The organism is Streptomyces spinosisporus, assembly GCF_022698145.1.
Classification (GTDB): Bacteria; Actinomycetota; Actinomycetes; order Streptomycetales; family Streptomycetaceae; genus Streptomyces; species Streptomyces spinosisporus.
Genome location: NZ_JALDAX010000020.1, coordinates 13,058 through 33,552, shown reverse-complemented (window position 1 = coordinate 33,552; position 20,495 = coordinate 13,058). Strand labels below are relative to the sequence as shown.

Genomic DNA, 20,495 nt, shown 5'->3' with positions numbered 1-20,495 from the left:
ACACCGCACACCACGGGCCAACTGACGAGGGGACGGCCGTACATGACCTGGTTGATCACCGGCGGCGCCGGCTACATCGGGGCGCACGTCGTCCGGGCGATGACCGAGGCCGGCGAGCGGGCCGTGGTGTACGACGACCTGTCGACGGGCATCGCCGGGCGGGTGCCGGACGAGGTGCCGCTGGTCGTGGGGTCGACGCTGGACGGTGAGCGGGTGGAGCGCGTCCTCGCGGAGCACGAGGTCACCGGCGTGGTGCACCTGGCGGCGAAGAAGCAGGTGGGCGAGTCCGTGGAGCTGCCGCTGCACTACTACCGGGAGAACGTCGAGGGGCTGCGGGTCCTGCTGGAGGCCGTGACGGCAGCTGGTGTGCCGTCCTTCGTCTTCTCGTCGTCCGCCGCCGTGTACGGCATGCCCGACGTGGACCTCGTGACGGAGGAGACGCCCTGTGCGCCCATGTCGCCGTACGGGGAGACGAAGCTGGCCGGGGAGTGGCTGGTGCGCGCGACCGGCCGTGCGACGGGCCTCGCCACGGCCTCGCTGCGCTACTTCAACGTGGCGGGCGCGGCGAGCCCGGAGCTCGCGGACGTCGGCGTCTTCAACCTGATCCCCATGGTCTTCGAGCGGCTCACCGAGAACCTGCCGCCGCGGGTCTTCGGGGACGACTATCCGACCCCCGACGGCTCTTGCGTCCGCGACTACATCCACGTGGTCGACCTGGCCGAGGCCCACGTCGCCGCCGCCCGCGCCCTGCGCTCCTCCCCCGGCCGCGACCTCACCCTCAACATCGGCCGCGGCGAGGGTGTCTCCGTCCGCGAGATGATCGACCACATCAACGCGATCACCGGCTACGACCGTCCGCCCACGGTCACCCCCCGCCGCCCCGGCGACCCGGCCCGCGTCGTCGCCTCCGCCGACCGCGCGGCCACCGAACTCGCCTGGAAGGCCAAGCACGACGTCCAGGCCATGATCACCTCGGCCTGGGAGGGCTGGGTGCGGCTGCATCCGGGGGCGGCGCGGGGCTAGCGGGTGTGGGGGGCTACGGCGCTGCAGATTCGGGCCCGCCCACGACCGGCGTCCATGCGCGGATCGAGCGGACCTCGACGCCGGGGGTGCGGCGGTAGTAGGGGTCGGTGTCCAGGATCTTCTCCAGGTGGTCGCGATCGGTCGTGAAGACCAGGAGGGCGCCCTCGTCGCCGGACCAGGGACCTGCGGCGAGGAGGTGCCCCTCGGCGTGCAGGCGGGTGAGGGTCTCGCGGTGGGCGGGGCGGGCGGCGAGGCGTTCGGGAGCGGGGGTGAAGGCGAGTTCGACGACGAGCATGGGGACCCTTTCTGAAGGCTCCGGGTGGGGTGCGACGGCCGGTGCGACGGCCTGTGCGACGGCCGCGAGACTAGGGGCGGCGTGCGGTGCTCCGCTGTATCGGCCGATACAGACACCCCGGGCGGGAGGAGACGGTGTGAAGAGCGCAGAGGGCTGGGCGCGGCTGCGGGAGGTGCCTCTCTTCGCGGCGCTGCCGGACGACGGGCTGCGGCGGCTGTGGCAGGCGTCCGTGCCCCGTCGCTACGACCGGGGCGAGGTGCTGCGGGCCCAGGGAGAGCCCGCCGAGCATCTGCTGGTCCTCCTCGACGGGCGTACGGCGGCGTCGGCCACGACCTCGGGCGGGCGCGTGGTGCGCTTCGGGGCGTGGAGCGGGCCGTGCGCACTGGACAAGGTGGCGCTGCTCGACGGCGCGGGCCACACGGCGACGTTCACCGCCCTGACGCCGTGTGCCGTACGGGCGGTGCCACGGCCCCGGTTCATGGCGCTCCTGGACGACTCCACGGCCGTACGCGCCCATGTGCTGCGTCTGCTCGCCGCGCAGGCCCGCGCCCAGCAGCACCGGCTGACCGACGCCGCGACCCTGCCGTGCGAGGCCCGCCTGGCGGCCTGGCTGCTGGACACCGCGACGGCCGACGGCCAGGTCGCCCTGGACGGCAGCCAACGCGACCTCGCCGACCTGCTGGGCGTCACCCGCGTCACCATCAACCGCGCCCTGTCCCGACTGCGCCACGACGGCCTGATCGCAGGCCCCGAGGCCGGCCGGATCAAGCTCCTCGCCCCGGAACTCCTCGCGTTGCGCGCGGGGCGGGGTGGGGGCTGAGACCCGGGAGGGGGCGAGTGATGGTGCCGCGGGACCCGGGAGGGGGGCGAGTGACGGTGCCGCGGGACCCGGGCGGCGGGGCGTCGAGGTCGAGACGGGGATGCCCAGGCCGGGGCAGGGGCGCCGAAGCCCGGATTCGGGGCGCCGTAAGGCCAGGACCAGGGCACCGGTGCCAAGACCAAGGTGCCGCGGCACCGGTGCCAAGACCAAGGTGCCGCGGCACCGGGCCGAGGTGACGGCGCCGGGTGCCGGAGACCCGACCGTGGCACCGAGGCCGGATCCCGGGCCGAGACCGAGGTGCCTCTTCAGGGACGTAGGGCGCCGGTGTCGCCGGCGCCGAGGCCGGGACCGGGTTGCCGGTGTCGGCACCGGAGCGCCATGGACGCGGGCGTCGGTCGAGCAGCCCAGTCAGAGCGCCTTGACCGCGGCCGCCGTGGCCTGTGCGAGTGAGGCCAGGTAGCCCTTGGGGAGTTTGGGGCTGCGGATGACCACCGAGCGCCAGTAGAGCGGGCCGGAGACCAGGTCGAGGGCCAGTTCGTCGTCGAAGCCCTCGCGGATCTCGCCACGTCGTTCGGCGGCCACCAGGATCTTGCTGGCCACCCCCTCCTGGCCCTCCCGCAGCGCCTTCTGCATGGCCTCGGCGATCTCGGGGTTGCGGGCCGCCTCGGCCTGCAGGTCGGGGATGATCTGCGAGGCCACGGGGTGCCGCAGCGCGCGCGACGTGACCTCGTACAGCAGCCGCAGATCGCCCTCCAGGGTGCCCGTGTCCGGCGTGGGCAGCCCCATCACCGCGATCGCCGAGACCACGTCGAGCACCAGGTGCAGCTTGGAACGCCAGCGCCGGTACACCGCCGTCTTGCCGACGCCCGCCCGCCGCGCGATCCCCTCTATGGACATCCGCGCATAGCCGACGGCCGCCAGCTCCTCGAAGACGGCAGCCCGGATGGCTTCCGTCACGTCCTCCCGGAGTACGGCCGCACCGGCGGGAGTGCGGCGGCGCGGACGCGTCTGGGGCTCATCGGCGTTCGTCGTCATACGGACCAGCATAGGGGCGTCACGACGAAACGGTTGCGTTCCGACGTCCCCACGCCCTACGCTCACGTTGCGACGATACGGTCCCGTCCCAACGTAAGAAAACGTGAAGAGAAGCGTAAGGAAACGCCGGGTGACGGACCGTCCGGTCCCCCGCCGGACGCGCGCAGTCCCACCCCCCTCCCGAGCGAAAGCAGCGGATGTGAGCCAGGTCCTCCACACACCGCCCCCGTCACCGGCCCCGGCCGACGACGACCTCGCGGCGCTCGCCGCCCGTCACGGCCTCTCGGTCAGCGGTGCCCGTCCCACACTGCCCGCGTACGTCCGGCAGCTGTGGGACCGGCGGCACTTCATCACCGCCTTCGCCACCGCCAAGCTCACCGCGCAGTACAGCCAGGCGAAGCTGGGCCAGGTCTGGCAGGTCATGACCCCGCTGCTGAACGCCGCGGTGTACTACTTCATCTTCGGCATCCTGCTGCACACCAAGAAGGGCGTGCCGGACTACATCCCGTTCCTGGTCACGGGCGTCTTCATCTGGACCTTCACCCAGAGCTCGATCCTCGCCGGCACGCGCGCGATCTCCGGCAACCTCGGCCTCGTACGCGCCCTGCACTTCCCCAGGGCCGCCCTGCCGATCTCCTTCTGCCTCCAGCAGCTGCAGCAGCTGCTGTTCTCCATGGCCGCCCTGGTCGTGATCCTGCTCTGCTTCGGCGTGCCGGTCGCCTTCTCCTGGGTGCTGGCGTTCCCCGCCCTGGTGCTGCAGTTCACCTTCAACGCCGGCGTGGCGATGATCATGGCCCGGATGGGCGCCAAGACCCCGGACATCGCGCAGCTGATGCCGTTCGTGCTGCGCACCTGGATGTACATCTCCGGCGTGATGTGGAACATCGACAAGCTGACCGGCGCGGGCAGCGGACTGCCCCACTGGGTGGCCCCGGTCCTCAAGGCCAACCCGGCCGCCGTCTACATCGACCTGATGCGCTACGCCCTGATCGACAGCTTCCACGCCCACCAGCTGCCGCCGCACGTGTGGGCGCTCGCGACCGGCTGGGCCCTGCTCGCCGGCGTCGGCGGCTTCATCTACTTCTGGAAGGCTGAGGAGACGTACGGCCGTGGCTGATCACACGAACGACCCCCGCACCCCCACCGTCGTCGTCGACTGCGTCGACATCGTCTACCGGGTCAACGGCACCGGCGCCGGACGCGGCAGCGCGACCGCAGCCCTCAACCGCATGCTGCGCCGGGGGCACGCAGAGCGGGCGGCAGGCGTGCGCACGGTGCACGCCGTCAAGAACGTCTCCTTCGTCTCCTACAAGGGCGAGGCCATCGGCCTGATCGGCACCAACGGCTCCGGCAAGTCGACCCTGCTCAAGGCGATCGCGGGCCTCCTGCCGGTGGAGAACGGCCATATCTACACCGACGGCCAGCCCTCCCTGCTCGGCGTCAACGCGGCCCTGATGGGCGACCTGACCGGCGAGCGCAACGTCTTCCTCGGCGGCCTCGCGATGGGCATGTCCCGCGAGGAGATCAGGTCCCGCTACCAGGACATCGTCGACTTCTCCGGGATCAACGAGAAGGGCGACTTCATCACCCTCCCCATGCGGACGTACTCCTCCGGCATGGGCGCCCGGCTGCGCTTCTCCATCGCCGCCGCCAAGGACCACGACGTCCTGCTGATCGACGAGGCGCTCGCCACCGGCGACCGGTCCTTCCAGAAGCGCTCCGAGGCGCGCATCCGCGAACTGCGCAAGCAGGCGGGCACGGTGTACCTGGTCAGTCACAACAACAAGTCCATCCGCGACACCTGCGAGCGCGTGCTGTGGCTGGAGCGCGGCGAGCTGCGCATGGACGGCCCGACCGAGGAGGTCATGAAGGAGTACGAGGCCTTCACGGGCGACAAGAGCGACAAGGCCAAGCCGAAGCCGAAGCCCAAGGCGACCGCACCGAAGGTGCCGCAGCCGAGCTGAACTCCCGCACGCGAAGGGGGCGCCCCGAGCCCGACGGCTCGGGGCGCCCCCCTTGTCGTAGTGCCCGTAGTGCCTACGAGTGCGTGCGCAGCAGCGTGCGCATCGTCCGCATCGCCACCGACAGGTTGGCGAGGTCGAACGTCTCCGAGCCCTGGATCTCGTCGAGGGTCGTGCGCGCCCGGCCCAGGATCGCCGCGTTCTTCTCCTGCCACGTCTTGAAGCGCTGCTCGGGAGTCGAGGTGCCGTTGCCGACGGCCAGGACGTCCGCGGTGAGTGCCGCGTGCGCCGCGTACAGGTCCTCGCGGATGGAGGCGCGGGCCATGGACTGCCAGCGGTCGGAGCGGGGCAGCTCGATGATGCGGTCCATCAGCTGGGTGATGTGCAGCCGGTCGGCGAGGTCGTAGTAGACCTCGGCGACGTCCATCGGCTCCTTGCCCATGCGGTCGGCGATCGAGACGATGTCGAGCGCCGGGAAGGCGGAGGAGAACCCGGCCACGCGCGTGGCGAGTTCCTCCGGCACGCCGGAGTCGGTCAGCTCGTCGTGGATCTGCTGCCACCACTCGAGGTCCGCGCCCCGCAGCAGCTTGGTCAGCTGCTGCCAGACCAGCTCGACGCGCTCGGCGAAGAAGTCGACCGTCTCGGCGAGCTGCAGCGGCTGCGGCCGGTTGTTGAGCAGCCAGCGCGTGCCGCGCTCGACCAGTCGGCGCGAGTGCAGCCGGATCCGGGTCTGGACGTCCGCCTCGACCTTGTTGTCGAGAGCCTCCACCGCGTCCCACACCGGCGCCGAGCAGAAGATCGTGCGGGCCGCGGTCTGCGCCCTGACGATCTCCTCCAGCGAGGCGCCGGTCTCCTCGCGCAGCCGGTGCAGATACGTCGTACCGCCCGTGTTGACCGTGTCGTTGACCAGGACCGTCGTGGTGATCTCGCGGCGCAGCGGGTGGCTGTCGATCCGGTCGGCGAACTCGCTGCGCAGCGCCGACGGGAAGTAGGCGTGCAGCAGCGTGCGCAGATACGGGTCGTCCGGCAGCGAGGTCGCAAGGAGCTCGTCGGCGACCGTGATCTTCGTGTACGCCAGCAGGACGGCCGTCTCCGGGCTGGTCAGGCCCTGGCTCTGGGCGAGCCGCTCGCGGATCTGGCGGTCGGTGGGCAGGAACTCCAGCGCCCGGTCCAGGTGGCCCTCGCGCACCAGGTGCTTCATGTAGCGCTGCTGGGCGTGGAGCATGTCCTTGGACTGGGCGAGCGCGTTGGCGATCGCCGTGTTCTGCGCGTAGTTGTTGCGCAGGACCAGGCTGCCGACCTCGTCGGTCATCTGCGCCAGGATCTTGTTGCGCTGCTTGACGGTCATGTCGCCGTCCGCGACCAGGCCGTTGAGCAGGATCTTGATGTTCACCTCGTGGTCGGAGGTGTCCACGCCCGCGCTGTTGTCGATCGCGTCCGTGTTGATCTTGCCGCCCTGGCGTGCGAACTCGATCCGGCCGAGCTGGGTCAGGCCGAGGTTGCCGCCCTCGCCGACGACCCGGACGCGCAGGTCGGCGCCGTCGACGCGGATCGGGTCGTTGGCCTTGTCGCCGACGTCCGCGTGCGTCTCCGTGGAGGCCTTCACATACGTACCGATGCCGCCGTTCCACAGCAGGTCCACCGGCGCCAGCAGGATGGCCTTCATCAGGTCGGCCGGCGTCATCTTGGAGACCTTGCCCTCGATGCCGAGGGCCTCGCGGATGTGCGCGTTGACCGGGATGGCCTTGGCGCTGCGCGGGAAGACGCCACCGCCCGTGGAGATCAGGTCGGTGTTGTAGTCGGCCCAGCTGGAGCGCGGGAGCTCGAAGACCCGGCGGCGCTCCGCGTAGCTCGTGGCCGCGTCCGGGTTCGGGTCGATGAAGATGTGCCGGTGGTCGAAGGCGGCGACCAGGCGGATGTGCTCGCTCAGCAGCATGCCGTTGCCGAACACGTCACCCGACATGTCACCGATGCCGACCACCGTGAAGTCCTCGGACTGGGTGTCGACGCCCAGCTCCCGGAAGTGCCGCTTGACGGACTCCCAGGCGCCGCGGGCCGTGATGCCCATGCCCTTGTGGTCGTAGCCCGCGGAGCCGCCGGAGGCGAAGGCGTCGCCGAGCCAGAAGTTGTACGTCTCCGCCACGCCGTTGGCGATGTCGGAGAAGGTCGCGGTGCCCTTGTCGGCGGCGACGACGAGATACGTGTCGTCCTCGTCGTGCCGGACGACGTCCTGCGGCGGCACGACCTCGCCCGCCACCATGTTGTCGGTGATGTCGAGCAGCGCCGAGATGAACGTCTTGTAGCAGGCGACGCCCTCGGCGAGCCAGGCGTCGCGGTCCACGGACGGGTCCGGCAGCTGCTTGGCGACGAAGCCGCCCTTGGCGCCGACCGGCACGATGACGGTGTTCTTCACCATCTGCGCCTTGACCAGGCCGAGGATCTCCGTACGGAAGTCCTCACGCCGGTCGGACCAGCGCAGACCGCCTCGGGCGACCTTGCCGAAGCGCAGGTGCACGCCCTCCACGCGCGGCGAGTACACCCAGATCTCGTACGCCGGGCGCGGTGCCGGCAGGTCCGGGATGGCCTGCGGGTCGAACTTCATGGAGACGTACTCGTGCGGCTTGCCGCCCGCCGCCTCCTGGAAGAAGTTCGTCCGCAGCGTCGCCTTGATGACGGTCAGGAAGGACCGGAGGATGCGGTCCTCGTCGAGCGAGGCCACCTGGTCGAGGGCCGCGTCGACCTCCTCGAGCAGGGCGTCGACGATCTCGTGGCCCGCGCGCTGGCGGTCCGGCGACATCCGCGCCTCGAACAGTGAGACCAGCAGCCGGGTGGTGTGGACGTTGTTGCGGAGGGTGTCCTCCATGTAGTCCTGCGAGAAGGTGGAGCCCGCCTGCCGCAGGTACTTGGCGTACGCGCGCAGCACCATCGCCTGGCGCCAGGTCAGACCGGCGCTGAGCACCAGCGCGTTGAAGCCGTCGTTCTCCGCCTGACCGGTCCAGGTCGCGGCGAAGGCGTCCTGGACGCGCTCGCGGGCGTCGTCGCCGCCGTACTCCCCCGCGCCGTTCTGCGACGCGGGCATGCGCAGGCCGAAGTCGTAGATCCACGCGGTGGTGCGGTCCGCGCAGCGCAGCTCGTACGGCCGCTCGTCCGTCACCTCGACGCCGAGCCGGCTGAGCGCGGGAAGCACCGCGGACAGGGAGACGGCCTCGCCCTTGCGGTAGATCTTGAAGCGGCGCTCCTCGGGGGCGGCACCCACCGGCTCGTACAGGCTGAGGGCGAAGTCCTTGCCGCTCTGGGACTGTGCCTCGTCGAGCTCCTCGAGGTGGACGAGGTCGGCGACCGCGGCGCGCGGCGTGTGGTCGGCCTTGTAGCCCTCGGCGAAGGCGCTGCCGTACTTGCGCAGCAGCTCGGCGGCCTTCTCCTCGCCGCACTCGGCGTTCAGCGCCTCGGCGAATCCGTCGGCCCAGGAACGCGCGGCCTCCACCAGCCGGGCCTCGATCCGCTCCTTGTCCGCGTCGGACAGCTCCGGCAGCTCGGTGCCCTGCGGGACACGGACCACGAAGTGCAGCCGGGAGAGGATCGACTCGGTGTTCCACGCGGTGAAGTCGACGCTGGTGCCGCCCAGTTCCTCCTTCAGGATGTCGATGATCCTGAGCCGGACGCCGGTGGTGTAGCGGTCGCGCGGGAGGTAGACGAGGGCGGAGTAGTAGCGCCCGTACTCGTCCTGGCGCAGGTAGAGCCGCAGCCGCCTGCGCTCCTGCAGATACAGCACGGAGGTGGCGATGGCCTCCAGCTCGGCGGGCGGCGTCTGGAAGAGCTCGTCGCGCGGGTAGGTCTCCAGGATCTGCAGCAGGTCGCGCCCGTCGTGGCTGTTGGGCGAGAACCCGGCGCGCTCCAGCACCTCCTCCACCTTGCGGCGGATGACCGGAACCCGGCGCACCGACTCGGTGTAGGCGGCGGAGGAGAACAGTCCGAGGAAGCGGCGCTCGCCGACGACATTGCCGTTCTCGTCGAACTTCTTGACGCCAATGTAGTCCAGATACGACGGCCGGTGCACGGTCGCGCGGCTGTTGGCCTTGGTCAGGACGAGGAGCTTGTGCTCACGGGCCTTGGCACGGGCGTCTGCGGGCAGCCGCTCGAAGGACGGGCTGACCGGGTGGCCCTCGTCCTCCGTGTGCTTCGGGTCGGAGCGCAGGATGCCGAGGCCGGTGCCGGGCACGGCGCCCAGCGAGTCGTCCTCGCGCAGCTGGTACTCGCGGTAGCCGAGGAAGGTGAAGTGGTTGGCGGCCAGCCAGCGCAGCAGCTCGCGGGCCTCGTCGATCTCCTGCTCGCGCAGATCGGTGGCGACGGGCTCGGTGGGCAGTTCGTCGGCCATGCGCAGCGCCGCGTCCCGCATCTTGTCCCAGTCCTCGACGGCCTCACGGACGTCGGACAGGACGCGCAGCAGGTCGGCGGTGATCTGCTTGAGGTCGCCGCGGTCGGTCTCGCGGTCGATCTCCACATGGATCCAGGACTCGATGTGCGCGTCGTGCGGCAGCTCGCCGCCGGCCCCTTGCGCGCTGAGCACCTCGATGAGCTTGCCGGTGACGTCACGGCGGACGACGATCTGCGGGTGGATGACGACGTGGATGCCACGCCCCTGCCGCGTCAGTTCATTGGTGACCGAGTCGACGAGGAAGGGCATGTCGTCGGTGACGACCTCGACGACGGAGTGGCTGCACGTCCACCCGTTCTCCTCCACCGTGGGCGTGTGCACCCGTACGTTGGCCGTGCCCTGGGGGCGATTCTCGGCCAGCCGGTAGTGGGAGAGGGCTGCTCCGAAGACGTCGACCGGGTCGCGGTCGGCCAGGTCTTCCGGGGCGGTGTGCAGGTAGTAGCGCTGGAGGAACGCGAGCACGGTGTCCCGGTCCGGGGTGCTCTCTTCCGTCGTCCCGGTCGGTAGGTGCCCCCCGACCGGGCTGTTCTCAGCTACCCGGGCGGCCCGTTCGAGCAGCTCGGCCTTGGCTTCGTCCAGCTTGGTCTGCATTGTCCTCTGGCTCCTGTCGCGCGCCGTTGCGTGACGTAGAAGGAAGTACGGTCTCTTCCCCTGCGGCCCGTCGCCACGGCCCGGGTTCTCCGGTCTGCTCCGACGCTATGCCGCACGGTGAGATGAGCGGGGGGTTATCGGCCATTCTCGACACGCCCGCGGAATGTGATGCTGATCTCTGCGGCATGCGCTTCCGGGGCGTGTACGGCGTCCTGGGGGTCCGCACGACCCCGTCCCGCCCGCGAGGACCAGCGACTGCCACCCGGTCACGGAGGTGGTCCGTGCTCACCGGGCGCAGGGCAGGGGCAGCACTGCCCCCGCGAGATATCGCGCTGATCACGCCACAAGGCTATCGCTCAGTACGGGGGGCCCGTCATGAGCCGTATGTGTACAAAACCAGGGGTCGAACTTTGACACTCTGCACAGGGGCACAGGCCCCCTTATCGTGCAAACCGGCGATACCGGACCCACATCTGATCCCCCTTGCCCGAAACCGACCGAACCTCTTGGCAAGACCACTTTCCAGAGGCACGTTTCCCATGACAGCGCACGCCCGCCCGAGGGGAGCGGCCCGACATGACAGCGAAAATCCTCATCGTCACCGGCGACGCAGCGGAGTCACTCGAGGTCCTGTACCCCTACCAACGCCTCCGCGAGGAGGGCTACGAGGTCCATATCGCGGCCCCCGCCCGCAAGAAACTGCAGTTCGTGGTCCACGACTTCGAACCCGGCTTCGACACCTACACCGAGAAGCCCGGCTACACCTGGCCCGCCGACCTCGCCTTCGCCGAGGTCGACCCCGGTCAGTACGCCGCCCTCGTCATCCCGGGCGGACGCGCTCCCGAGTACCTGCGCAACGACCCCGAACTCCGCAAGATCCTCAAGTCCTTCTTCGACTCGGACAAGCCGGTCGCCCAGATCTGCCACGGACCCCTGCTCACCGCCGCGGTCGACGGCCTGCGCGGCCGCCGCGTCACCGCCTATCCGGCCCTGGAGCCGGACATGCAGACCGCGGGCGCCACCTTCCAGGACACCGAAGCGGTGGTCGACGGCACCCTGGTCTCCTCCCGCGCCTGGCCCGATCATCCGAGCTGGATGCGCGAGTTCCTGACGGTGCTACGGGCGAAGGCACCGGTGACGTAGCCGTGCGGGGTCGGCGCTGGCCGAGGCGCGCGGCGCCGTCGTGCGCTGGGTGACGTGAGCGCCGTCCGGCCGATGCTCGCGCAGCGAAGCCGCTCACGCCGCGAGGCGCTGGGCCTCCGCCACTGCGTCCGCCAGTGTGTCCACCACCGGGACCCCGACCTCCTCGAGGCTGGCCCGGCTGTGCGACCCGCCGGTGTAGAGCACGGCACGGGCGCCGGCGTGCTGCGCGGCGACCGCGTCGTCCGCGGCGTCGCCTATCACCACCGCGCGCGCAGGGTCGACGTCACCGAGGGCGGCGAGGTGGCGCACCATGTGCTCCGCCTTGCTGCCTCCCGAGGGCCCCGTCCGCCCGTCGACGCGTATGAAGTGCGCCTCTATCCCGAACTTCCGGACCAGCGGGACCAGTTCCTCGTGCCCGTACATGCTGAGGAGCGACTGGCTGCCGCCCGCCGACCGCCAGTCGGCCAGCAGCTCGGTCGCGCCCGAGGCGAGACTGCACGCGGCGTGCTGCTCGGAGTAGTAGCGGTGGAAGGTCTCGTCCATGACCAGCCACTCGGCGTCCGTCGGCAGCCGGCCGAGCAGCCGCTCGTAGAACTTCGGCACCGGCACGCAGTACAGCGCGCGGTACTGCTCCATGGTGATCGGTTCGAGGCCCAGCTCCGCGAAAGCCGCGTTCGTCGCCCCGATGATCGCATCGTTGTCGTGGAACAGCGTGCCGTTCCAGTCCCAGACGATGTGCGCCGCCCCTGTCTTCTTCCCCATGCCAAAAAAGTACCCGCCGCCACTGACAATCAAGAGTTGCGCAGGTCAAAGCGGGCTTGATCCGCAGGTCGAAGGGGGCGCGAGAAGAGAGGACCGAGGGGGCACGGGAGGGGACTGAGCGGCCTCGGCCGGTCTCAGTCCCCGAGCCCCACCAGATTGGGGATCTCCTGCGTCGCGTACCAGAGCAGCTCGTGGTCCTCGGCCCCGTCCACCACGAACTGCGCGTCGTCGTCCCCGCGGTCCGCCGCCTCCAGCGCCTCGGCCGCGGCGGCCACGTCCGCCTCCGCCTCGTCGAGGTCGACGTGCACGGCGGCCGCCTTGGCCAGCCGCACGGCCACCGTCACCCGCACCTCGCCGAGCGCCGCCGGGTCCAGTCCCCGGTCGGGATCGGCGGACGCCGCCCCGTCGGGCACGTCGACGGCGACCACGACCCGGCGCCGCGCCGCCCCGGGATCCGCGGCCAGCAGCCGCAGGGAGGCCAGTGCCGCGCGGTTCAGGGCCGCGTACTCCAGCTCCTCGATGTCGTCGGAGAGGTACCACTCGCGCAGCGCGGGGGTGACGGCGTACGCGACGAGCGGTACCGCCCCGAGCTCACCCGTCTTGTACGCCTCGGCGAGACCGGAGAGGGTCAGGGGGACGTAGACGCGCATGGCCGCTGCTTTCGTGGTCGGTGACCGGGCGCACTCCCGCCCTGTCAAAGGGCCTTCAGGATACGTGCGGGCGTCCCCTTTCGAGTCCCCACCCAGGGGCCGGCGGGCGTCCACCTCCGGCCCGGAACTCACCCGGTACTCCCCCGTGATCATGGGCCCGCGCACCCTCCCGGTCACCCTGATAGGTGAACATTCCGGCTGCCCCGCCGCGGGCCCCGCGGTCCTTGCCGACGCCCGCTCCGGCCCCGTACAAGATCCCCGACGCCAAGTTACCGCCCGGTATCCGCCGGGCCCGCAGAACGGGGACGCTCATGCACAAGGTCATGACCAGGGCACAGCACCAGCCGGGCACCCGGCCGCCCGGCCGCCGCGACTCCCGCCGCCCCGGCGGCGCCCCGCCCCGCCACCCGGGCGGAAGCCCGGCCCGTACCGCACCGGGCGGCGGCCGCCCGCCCCGCTCCAGGTCCAACAACGCCCTGGCAGGCACCCGCCCCACCGACAGCCGCCCACCGACGGCGGGCGCGACAGCAGCACGGACGCGTACGGCACCCGCACGCCCGGCTCCCGCCCGCCCCGCACCCGCACCCGCACCCGCTGCACCGGAGAGGAGCACGACCACCGGCAGCGCCATGCCCACTCCCCACCGGCCCCGCCCCACCGATGTCTTCGCCGACCTCCTGGTCGCGGTGCTGAGCGGGCAGCGCCCGGTGCACGCGATGCTGGGGCACACCGCGGGCCGGGCCTACGACGAGCTGGCCTGGCTCGCGGAGCGCGGCCCGCTGCGCGCCCGCGGCACCCGTCCGGTCGTCCGCGACATCGGCTACTACGAGGCCGGTCCCGGCGCCGTGGAGGCCTTCGCCCGCATCGGCGCGGGCGACCAGCTCCGGGCCATGGCCTTCCGCCTGGAACGCGGCCGAGACCTGCGCTGGCGCTGCACGGCAGTGGAACTCGGCGGCCCCCGCCCACCCCACCCGGCCGACGACTAGGGCCTGTCCCCGGATCGGTCCGGCTGTACGGAGCTGCGGCGGCGTACGCCGAAGGGCCCGGCGGCGTACGCCGAAGGGCCGGGTCCCCGGAGAGGACCCGGCCCTTCACGTCGCTGCCGCGCCACAATTCCCTGTGGCGCAGTGCGCTACTTCTTGCGGCGTCGACCGCCCCGCGCCTGCTTGCGGCGCTCCGCGCGCGTGAGGCCGTCGGCCTCGGAGCGCACCGGCTCGTCGTCGCCGACGAAGTCGCCCTCGATGGTGCCGCCCTCGCCGTCCACGGTCGGGGCGGAGAAGTGGAGGTTGCGGCGCTGCGGGGCGTCCAGGCCCTTGGCACGGATCTCCGGGCGGACACCCGCCTGGGCCGGCACCGCGTCCTGCTTCTGCATGTCGACCGGCGCCGTGTCCTCGACCGGGACCTCCTCGACCTGCTGCTCGACCTGGACCTCCAGGTTGAACAGATAGCCGACGGACTCCTCCTTGATGCCCTCCATCATGGCGGTGAACATGTCGAAGCCCTCGCGCTGGTACTCGACCAGCGGGTCCTTCTGCGCCATCGCGCGCAGGCCGATGCCCTCCTGGAGGTAGTCCATCTCGTAGAGGTGCTCGCGCCACTTGCGGTCCAGGACCGACAGCACGACCCGGCGCTCCAGCTCACGCATGATCTCGGAGCCGAGCTGCGCCTCGCGCTGCTCGTACTGCTCGTGGATGTCGTCCTTGATGGACTCGGAGATGAACTCGGCGGTCAGACCGGCCCGGTCACCGGCCGCCTCCTCCAGCTCCTCGACGGTCACCCGCACCGGGTAGAGCTGCTTGAAGGCGCCCCACAGCCGCTCCAGGTCCCAGTCCTCCGCGAAGCCCTCGGCGGTCTCGGCGGAGATGTAGGCGTCGATCGTGTCGTCCATGAAGTGGCCGACCTGCTCGCGCAGGTCCTCGCCCTCCAGGACGCGGCGGCGCTCGCCGTAGATGACCTCGCGCTGGCGGTTGAGGACCTCGTCGTACTTCAGGACGTTCTTACGGGTCTCGAAGTTCTGCTGCTCGACCTGCGACTGGGCGGAGGCGATCGCGCGCGTGACCATCTTGTTCTCGATCGGCACGTCGTCCGGCACGTTCGCCATGGACATCACGCGCTCGACCATCTGGGCCTTGAAGAGCCGCATCAGGTCATCGCCCAGGGAGAGGTAGAAGCGGGACTCGCCCGGGTCGCCCTGACGGCCGCTACGACCGCGCAGCTGGTTGTCGATACGCCGCGACTCGTGCCGCTCGGTGCCCAGCACATAGAGCCCGCCGAGCTCCTTGACCTCCTCGAACTCGGCCTTCACGGCCCGCTCCGCACGCTCCAGGGCGGCCGGCAGGGCCTGGGCCCACTCCTCGATGTGCTCCTCGGGGTCGAGGCCGCGCTGACGCAGCTCCGCCTCGGCGAGGTCGTCGGGGTTGCCGCCGAGCTTGATGTCCGTACCACGACCGGCCATGTTGGTGGCCACGGTCACGGCGCCCTTGCGGCCGGCCTGGGCGACGATCGTCGCCTCCCGGTCGTGCTGCTTGGCGTTCAGCACCTCGTGCTGGATGCCGCGCTTGGAGAGCTGCTGCGAGAGGTATTCGGACTTCTCGACCGACGTCGTACCGACGAGGATCGGCTGGCCCTTCTCGTGCTTCTCGGCGATGTCGTCGACGACCGCCTCGAACTTCGCGACCTCGGTGCGGTAGATCAGGTCCGACTGGTCCATGCGGATCATCGGCTTGTTGGTCGGGATCGGGACCACACCGAGCTTGTAGATCTGGTGGAACTCGGCGGCCTCGGTCATGGCCGTACCGGTCATGCCGGAGAGCTTGTCGTAGAGGCGGAAGAAGTTCTGCAGGGTGATCGTGGCGAGCGTCTGGTTCTCGTCCTTGATGTCCACCCCTTCCTTCGCCTCGATCGCCTGGTGCATGCCCTCGTTGTAGCGGCGGCCGGCGAGGATACGGCCGGTGTGCTCGTCGACGATCATGACCTCGCCGTCGATGACGACGTAGTCCTTGTCCTTCTTGAAGAGCTCCTTGGCCTTGATGGCGTTGTTCAGGTAGCCCACCAGAGGCGTGTTCACCGACTCGTAGAGGTTGTCGATGCCCAGCCAGTCCTCGACCTTGCTGACGCCCGGCTCGTGGATGGCGACCGTGCGCTTCTTCTCGTCGACGTCGTAGTCGCCGGTCTCCTCGATGCCCTTGAGCGGGTTGCCCGCCTCGCCCTTCTTCAGGCGCAGGACGAGCTTGGCGAAGTCGCCGTACCACTTGGTGGCCTGGTCGGCCGGGCCGGAGATGATCAGCGGCGTACGGGCCTCGTCGACGAGGATGGAGTCGACCTCGTCGACGATGGCGAAGTTGTGCCCGCGCTGGACCAGTTCGTCCTTGGACCACGCCATGTTGTCGCGGAGGTAGTCGAAGCCGAACTCGTTGTTCGTGCCGTAGGTGATGTCCATGCCGTACTGCTCACGGCGCTCGGCCGGAGTCATGTTGGCGAGGATGCAGCCGACCTCGAGACCGAGGAACTTGTGGACACGGCCCATCATCTCGGAGTCGCGCTCGGCCAGGTAGTCGTTGACCGTGACGATGTGGACGCCCTTGCCCGACAGCGCGTTCAGATACGCCGGCAACGTGCCGACGAGGGTCTTGCCCTCACCGGTCTTCATCTCGGCGACATAGCCGAGGTGGAGGGCGGCGCCGCCCATCAACTGCACGTCGTAATGGCGCTGGCCGAGGACGCGCTTGGCGGCCTCGCGCACGGTGGCGAACGCCTCGGGCAACAGGTCGTCCAGGCTCTCCCCGTCCGCGTACCGCTGCTTGTACTCATCGGTGAGGGCCCGCAGCTCGGCGTCGGAGAGGGCGACGAAATCCTCTTCGATGGAGTTGACCTGGTCCGCGATGCGGTGCAGCTTGCGCAGGATCTTGCCTTCGCCTGCACGCATGATCTTCGAAAGGACGGACACGGGGGTTGGTCTCCTTGCCGGTCGGGCCTGGGACGGTCGGTTTTCCATTTGACGTACTGAGCAACGGCCATCGTATGCGAGGACCCCACCCAGCCGGGAGCCTGCCGGGACGACGACCGCGACCGGCTTCTCGCACCGCTTCAAATCTTCTTCAAAAGGGACAACGGACGGGCGCCGCGGATGGTGCCGCATCGCGCCGACGAATTGCGCGAATTGTGATCACCCGCTCACGCAGGGCCAAAAACATGGCGTCCCCGCCCGACATCCACGCAGAATCGGGCGATGGAACCCGTGACGCTCACCACCGCCCGACTGCTGCTGCACACGGTCGGCCCCGAGCACACCGACACCGTGCACGCCGCCGCCCAGGACCCCGACATCCAGCGCTGGACCACCATCCCCTCGCCCTATCTGCCCGAGCACGCACGGAACTTCACGCACCAGCTGGTCCCCGAGGGCTGGGCCAACGGTTCGTCGCTCACCTTCGGCCTCTTCCTCCCCGAAGGGGAGGAACTGGTGGGCATGCTCGGCCTGGCCATGCGCTCCCTGAGCGTCACGGAGATCGGTTTCTGGGGCACCAAGGAGCACCGCGGCAACGGCTACATCACGGAGGCCGTCGTCGCCGCCTCCCGCTGGGCCTTCACCGACCTGTCGGTGGACCGTGTGGAGTGGCGTGCGGAAGTGGGCAACCGGGCCTCGCGCGCGGTGGCCGAACGCGCGGGCTTCGTCGTCGAGGGCGTCCTGCGCTCCGCGCTCGTCCACCAGGGAGTACGCCGCGACTGCTGGGTCGGTTCGCTGCTGCCCTCGGACCTCGGCCTGCCGTCCAGGGCGCCCTATCTGCCCGCACCCGACCACGCCCAAAAGCCGCGGTCCCGATGATGTGCGCCCGGGTCACGGTGATGTCTCCCCAGGTCACGGGCGATTGTCAGTGCCGCCTTCTATCGTGCGGACCATGACGACCCCGCGCCCCACCACGGATCTCTCGGCAGCCGACGCACGCCGCATCGCCCTGCGCGCCCAGGGCCTCCTCGGCAGCCCGGACCGCCGGGCCGGCGTCCGCGGCGTGCTGCGCCATCTCGGTGCGGTCCAGCTGGACACGATCTCGGTCCTCGCGCGCTCCCACGAGCTCATTCCGTACGCCCGGCTCGGCGCGGTGGGCCGCAAGGCGGTGGAGCGCGCCTACTGGAAGGCCGGATCAGCCCACCCGCACACCTTCGAGTACTGGTCGCACGCCGCCTGCATCCTCCCCGTGGAGGAGTGGCCCCACTTCGCGTTCCGGCGCCGCGCCTACCGCAACCGCCCGCACTGGAACCACGAACTCCCGGACGGCGCGTACGACCAGGTCATCAAGCAGCTGCGCGCCGAAGGCCCGCTCACGGCCACGGAGTTGGGCGGCGCGAAGCGCACCAGCGAGTGGTGGGACTGGTCCGGCGCCAAGGTCGCCGTCGAGCGCGCGCTGATGTACGGCGAGGTGGTGTGCGTGGAGCGCCGCGGCTGGAAGCGGGTCTACGACCTCGCCGAGCGCGCGATCCCGCAGGAGCTGCTGCACGACGAGCTGGACGACAGGGAGTGCGTGCGCCGGCTGGTCCGTCTCGCGGGCCAGTCCCTGGGCGTCGGCACCCGCGCGGACATCGCCGACTACCACCGTCTCAAGGGCGAGCAGGTCGATGCGGTCATCGCCGACTCGGGCCTGGTCCCGGTCACCGTCGAGGGCTGGGGCAAGCCCGCTTGGGCCGACCCGGCGGCCCTGGAGACCCCGCCGCGCGGCCGCCACCGCACCACGCTGCTGTCCCCGTTCGACTCGCTGGTGTGGGAGAGAGCGCGCACCGAGCGGATCTTCGGCTTCACCCACCGCCTGGAGGCCTACGTCCCCAAACCGAAGCGGGTGTACGGCTACTTCGCCATGCCGGTGCTCGCCGGAGGCCGTCTCGTCGGCCGCGTGGACCCGGCCCGCGAGGGCAGCACCCTGGTGGCCCGGCAGGTCACGCTGGACGGCCCCAAGGCGGTGCCGGCCGTGGCCCAGGCCCTGTGGGAGGCCGCGAGCTGGGTGGACTGCACGGATGTGCGCGTGGAAAGAGTGGACGCGCCCGAACTGCGCGAGCCCCTGGCCAAGGAGCTCACCCGCACCCTCGGCTGAGCATCACCGACGGATGCCGGGCGTCGGCGGATTTCAGCGGATCTCGAGGATCTTCTCCCGCATCGCGTACACCACCGCCTCCATCCTGGAGTGCAGCTGCAGCTTCTCCAGGATGTTGCGCACGTGGTTCTTCACCGTGTTCTCGGAGATGAACAACTCCTTGGCGATATCACGGTTGTTCATGCCCGTGGCGACGAGTTTGAGGACCTCCAGCTCACGGTCGGTCAGCCGCGGTGCGGGCACCAGCCGGCGCTCGTCGGTCCGCTGGATCATCGACTTGAACTCGGTGAGCAGCTTCGACGCCATGGACGGACTGATCTGCGACTGCCCGTCGGCCACCGCGCGGATGGCGGTGGCCACCTCGTCGGTGGAGATCTCCTTGAGGAGATAGCCGGTCGCCCCCGCCTTGATCGCGTCGTAGAGGTCGGCTTCCTCGTCGCTGATCGTCAGCATGATGATCTTGGCGCTGGGGGCGACCTCCTTGATGGAGGTGCAGGCCTCGATACCGCCCCGCTTGGGCATCCGCACATCCATCAGAACGATGTCGGGCAGCAGGTCGGCGGCCTTGTCGACGGCCTCCGCGCCGTCCCCGGCCTCGCCCACGACCTGGATGTCCTCCTCGGCCGCGAGCACGATCTCCAGGCCCCGGCGGAAGAGGGCGTGGTCGTCCACGACCAGGACCCTGATGGGCTCCTTGCGTGGAGAGCCCGCTTCCGGGCCCATGCCGACGACGCCGCCGTCGGCATCCCCGTCATGCGTCGCTCCGAAGCTGTCCGCCATCGTTCCTCCCCCTGAAGGCTGTGGCCTGTGGTGCTGTGCCAACGCCAACCCAAGGCAGCGGCCCACCGGTTGGGCCGTTGCGGCCATGATTCCATGCCTGGGCGACAACGCGGTGACGGAGCCGGGCACGAACGGGTCGCACACCGGTGCCCCTGGGGGCGCACGGGCGCTCCAGGGGCACGGGCTCAGCCGTCAGCCGCGCGGGTCAGCCACCCAGGGTGCCGCCGGGCGCGGGAGCCTGCGCCTGGGCGACCATCGGGTCGGTGCTGAGGTGGATGACGCCGTAGTCGTATGCGTGCCGCCGGTAGACGACACTCGGCTCCTTGGTCTCGGAGTCGACGAACAGGTAGAAGTCGTGGCCGACCAGTTCCATCTCGTAGAGGGCCTGGTCGAGCGTCATCGGGGCTGCGACATGGGTCTTTTCGCGGACGATGAGAGGGCCTTCGCCCTTCACCTCGAGAGAGCCGATCTTCTTGGTGGGCACGCCGTCCGGCTCTTCGTCCCGGACCGCGCTGCCGTTTCCGTTGAGCGTCGCGGCGCCGGGGACGTGGTCGGGGACCTCGGCCGCCGAGATCCTGCGCGAGCCACGGCGGGAGAACCGCTTGTCGTGCTGCTTGCGCAGCCGGGCGTCCAGCTTTTCCGCCGCCAGATCGAGCGCCGCATACGGATCGCTTGCCGCCGCCTCCGCCCGGATCACCGGACCGCGGGAGCGGAGCGTGATCTCCACTCGGTCGCAACGGTCGGCCTGTCGGGGGTTGGGCTCCTTGGACACCTCGACGTCGAGGCTGATCACCTTGCCATCGAGCTTCTGGATCTTCTCCAGCTTCAGCTTCTCGGCCACGTGCTTGCGGAACCGCTCGGGCACCTCGGTCTTGCGGCCCTTGACGACGATGTCCACGCAGAACTCCGTTCCCGGA

16 protein-coding genes are annotated in these 20,495 nt (G+C 70.3%); 8 read left to right on the top strand and 8 right to left on the bottom strand.

Going from position 1 to position 20,495, the window contains the following annotated elements; genetic code table 11:
• Nucleotides 1-42 precede the first annotated feature (42 nt).
• Entirely contained in the window at nucleotides 43-1,023 is a 981-nt protein-coding gene (gene galE / locus MQN93_RS36370; protein ID WP_242712895.1) for a UDP-glucose 4-epimerase GalE, read from the top strand.
• A gap of 13 nt (nucleotides 1,024-1,036) precedes the next feature.
• Here the strand turns inward: galE and MQN93_RS36365 are convergent, their stop codons facing one another.
• A complete protein-coding gene (locus tag MQN93_RS36365) occupies nucleotides 1,037-1,318 on the bottom strand; it encodes a YciI family protein (RefSeq protein WP_242712894.1) in 282 nt (93 codons plus the stop codon).
• Nucleotides 1,319-1,454: 136 nt separating this feature from the next.
• Here MQN93_RS36365 and MQN93_RS36360 point away from each other — a divergent pair, with 136 nt between their 5' ends.
• On the top strand, nucleotides 1,455-2,138 hold the full coding sequence (locus tag MQN93_RS36360; RefSeq protein ID WP_242712893.1) for a Crp/Fnr family transcriptional regulator: 684 nt from the start codon (nucleotides 1,455-1,457) through the stop codon (nucleotides 2,136-2,138).
• 408 nt (nucleotides 2,139-2,546) lie between these two features.
• Here MQN93_RS36360 and MQN93_RS36355 read toward each other — a convergent pair whose 3' ends face one another.
• Nucleotides 2,547-3,185 (bottom strand): TetR/AcrR family transcriptional regulator, encoded by a 639-nt coding sequence (locus tag MQN93_RS36355; RefSeq protein WP_016438147.1) that lies wholly within the window; start codon nucleotides 3,183-3,185, stop codon nucleotides 2,547-2,549.
• A 187-nt stretch (nucleotides 3,186-3,372) separates the two neighbouring features.
• Here MQN93_RS36355 and MQN93_RS36350 point away from each other — a divergent pair, with 187 nt between their 5' ends.
• Nucleotides 3,373-4,290, top strand: a complete 918-nt coding sequence (locus tag MQN93_RS36350) for an ABC transporter permease (RefSeq protein WP_242712892.1) — start codon at nucleotides 3,373-3,375, stop codon at nucleotides 4,288-4,290.
• Nucleotides 4,283-5,137 (top strand): ABC transporter ATP-binding protein, encoded by an 855-nt coding sequence (locus tag MQN93_RS36345; RefSeq protein WP_242712891.1) that lies wholly within the window; start codon nucleotides 4,283-4,285, stop codon nucleotides 5,135-5,137. The genes MQN93_RS36350 and MQN93_RS36345 overlap by 8 nt, the downstream gene beginning before the upstream one ends.
• 73 nt (nucleotides 5,138-5,210) lie before the next feature.
• Here the strand turns inward: MQN93_RS36345 and MQN93_RS36340 are convergent, their stop codons facing one another.
• Nucleotides 5,211-10,160 (bottom strand): NAD-glutamate dehydrogenase, encoded by a 4,950-nt coding sequence (locus MQN93_RS36340; RefSeq protein WP_242712890.1) that lies wholly within the window; start codon nucleotides 10,158-10,160, stop codon nucleotides 5,211-5,213.
• Nucleotides 10,161-10,736: 576 nt separating this feature from the next.
• On the opposite strand from MQN93_RS36340, the gene MQN93_RS36335 reads away from it, so the two are divergent.
• The gene (locus tag MQN93_RS36335) at nucleotides 10,737-11,303 is read left to right on the top strand and encodes a DJ-1/PfpI family protein (RefSeq protein WP_016438151.1); all 567 of its coding nucleotides are present in this window, start codon (nucleotides 10,737-10,739) and stop codon (nucleotides 11,301-11,303) included.
• A gap of 93 nt (nucleotides 11,304-11,396) precedes the next feature.
• On the opposite strand, the gene MQN93_RS36330 is transcribed toward MQN93_RS36335, so the two are convergent.
• Both MQN93_RS36330 and MQN93_RS36325 read right to left on the bottom strand, forming a co-directional pair.
• Nucleotides 11,397-12,065, bottom strand: a complete 669-nt coding sequence (locus MQN93_RS36330; RefSeq protein WP_242712889.1) for an HAD family hydrolase — start codon at nucleotides 12,063-12,065, stop codon at nucleotides 11,397-11,399.
• A 134-nt stretch (nucleotides 12,066-12,199) separates the two neighbouring features.
• Nucleotides 12,200-12,715: a DUF6912 family protein gene (locus MQN93_RS36325; protein ID WP_242712888.1), complete on the bottom strand. Its 516-nt coding sequence runs from the start codon at nucleotides 12,713-12,715 to the stop codon at nucleotides 12,200-12,202.
• 311 nt (nucleotides 12,716-13,026) lie between these two features.
• Here MQN93_RS36325 and MQN93_RS36320 point away from each other — a divergent pair, with 311 nt between their 5' ends.
• Nucleotides 13,027-13,701: an Rv3235 family protein gene (locus MQN93_RS36320; RefSeq protein WP_242712887.1), complete on the top strand. Its 675-nt coding sequence runs from the start codon at nucleotides 13,027-13,029 to the stop codon at nucleotides 13,699-13,701.
• A 146-nt stretch (nucleotides 13,702-13,847) separates the two neighbouring features.
• On the opposite strand, the gene secA is transcribed toward MQN93_RS36320, so the two are convergent.
• Complete coding sequence (secA, locus tag MQN93_RS36315) at nucleotides 13,848-16,661, bottom strand: preprotein translocase subunit SecA (RefSeq protein WP_016438155.1); 2,814 nt, start codon at nucleotides 16,659-16,661, stop codon at nucleotides 13,848-13,850.
• 282 nt (nucleotides 16,662-16,943) lie between these two features.
• Between secA and MQN93_RS36310 the strand changes: the two genes are divergently transcribed.
• Nucleotides 16,944-17,540, top strand: coding sequence for a GNAT family N-acetyltransferase (locus tag MQN93_RS36310; RefSeq protein ID WP_242712886.1), 597 nt, complete (start codon nucleotides 16,944-16,946; stop codon nucleotides 17,538-17,540).
• A gap of 73 nt (nucleotides 17,541-17,613) precedes the next feature.
• Nucleotides 17,614-18,798, top strand: a complete 1,185-nt coding sequence (locus MQN93_RS36305; protein ID WP_242712885.1) for a winged helix-turn-helix domain-containing protein — start codon at nucleotides 17,614-17,616, stop codon at nucleotides 18,796-18,798.
• A gap of 33 nt (nucleotides 18,799-18,831) precedes the next feature.
• Here MQN93_RS36305 and MQN93_RS36300 read toward each other — a convergent pair whose 3' ends face one another.
• The gene (locus tag MQN93_RS36300) at nucleotides 18,832-19,578 is read right to left on the bottom strand and encodes a response regulator (protein ID WP_016438158.1); all 747 of its coding nucleotides are present in this window, start codon (nucleotides 19,576-19,578) and stop codon (nucleotides 18,832-18,834) included.
• A gap of 205 nt (nucleotides 19,579-19,783) precedes the next feature.
• A complete protein-coding gene (gene hpf, locus MQN93_RS36295) occupies nucleotides 19,784-20,476 on the bottom strand; it encodes a ribosome hibernation-promoting factor, HPF/YfiA family (RefSeq protein WP_016438159.1) in 693 nt (230 codons plus the stop codon).
• Nucleotides 20,477-20,495 lie beyond the last annotated feature (19 nt).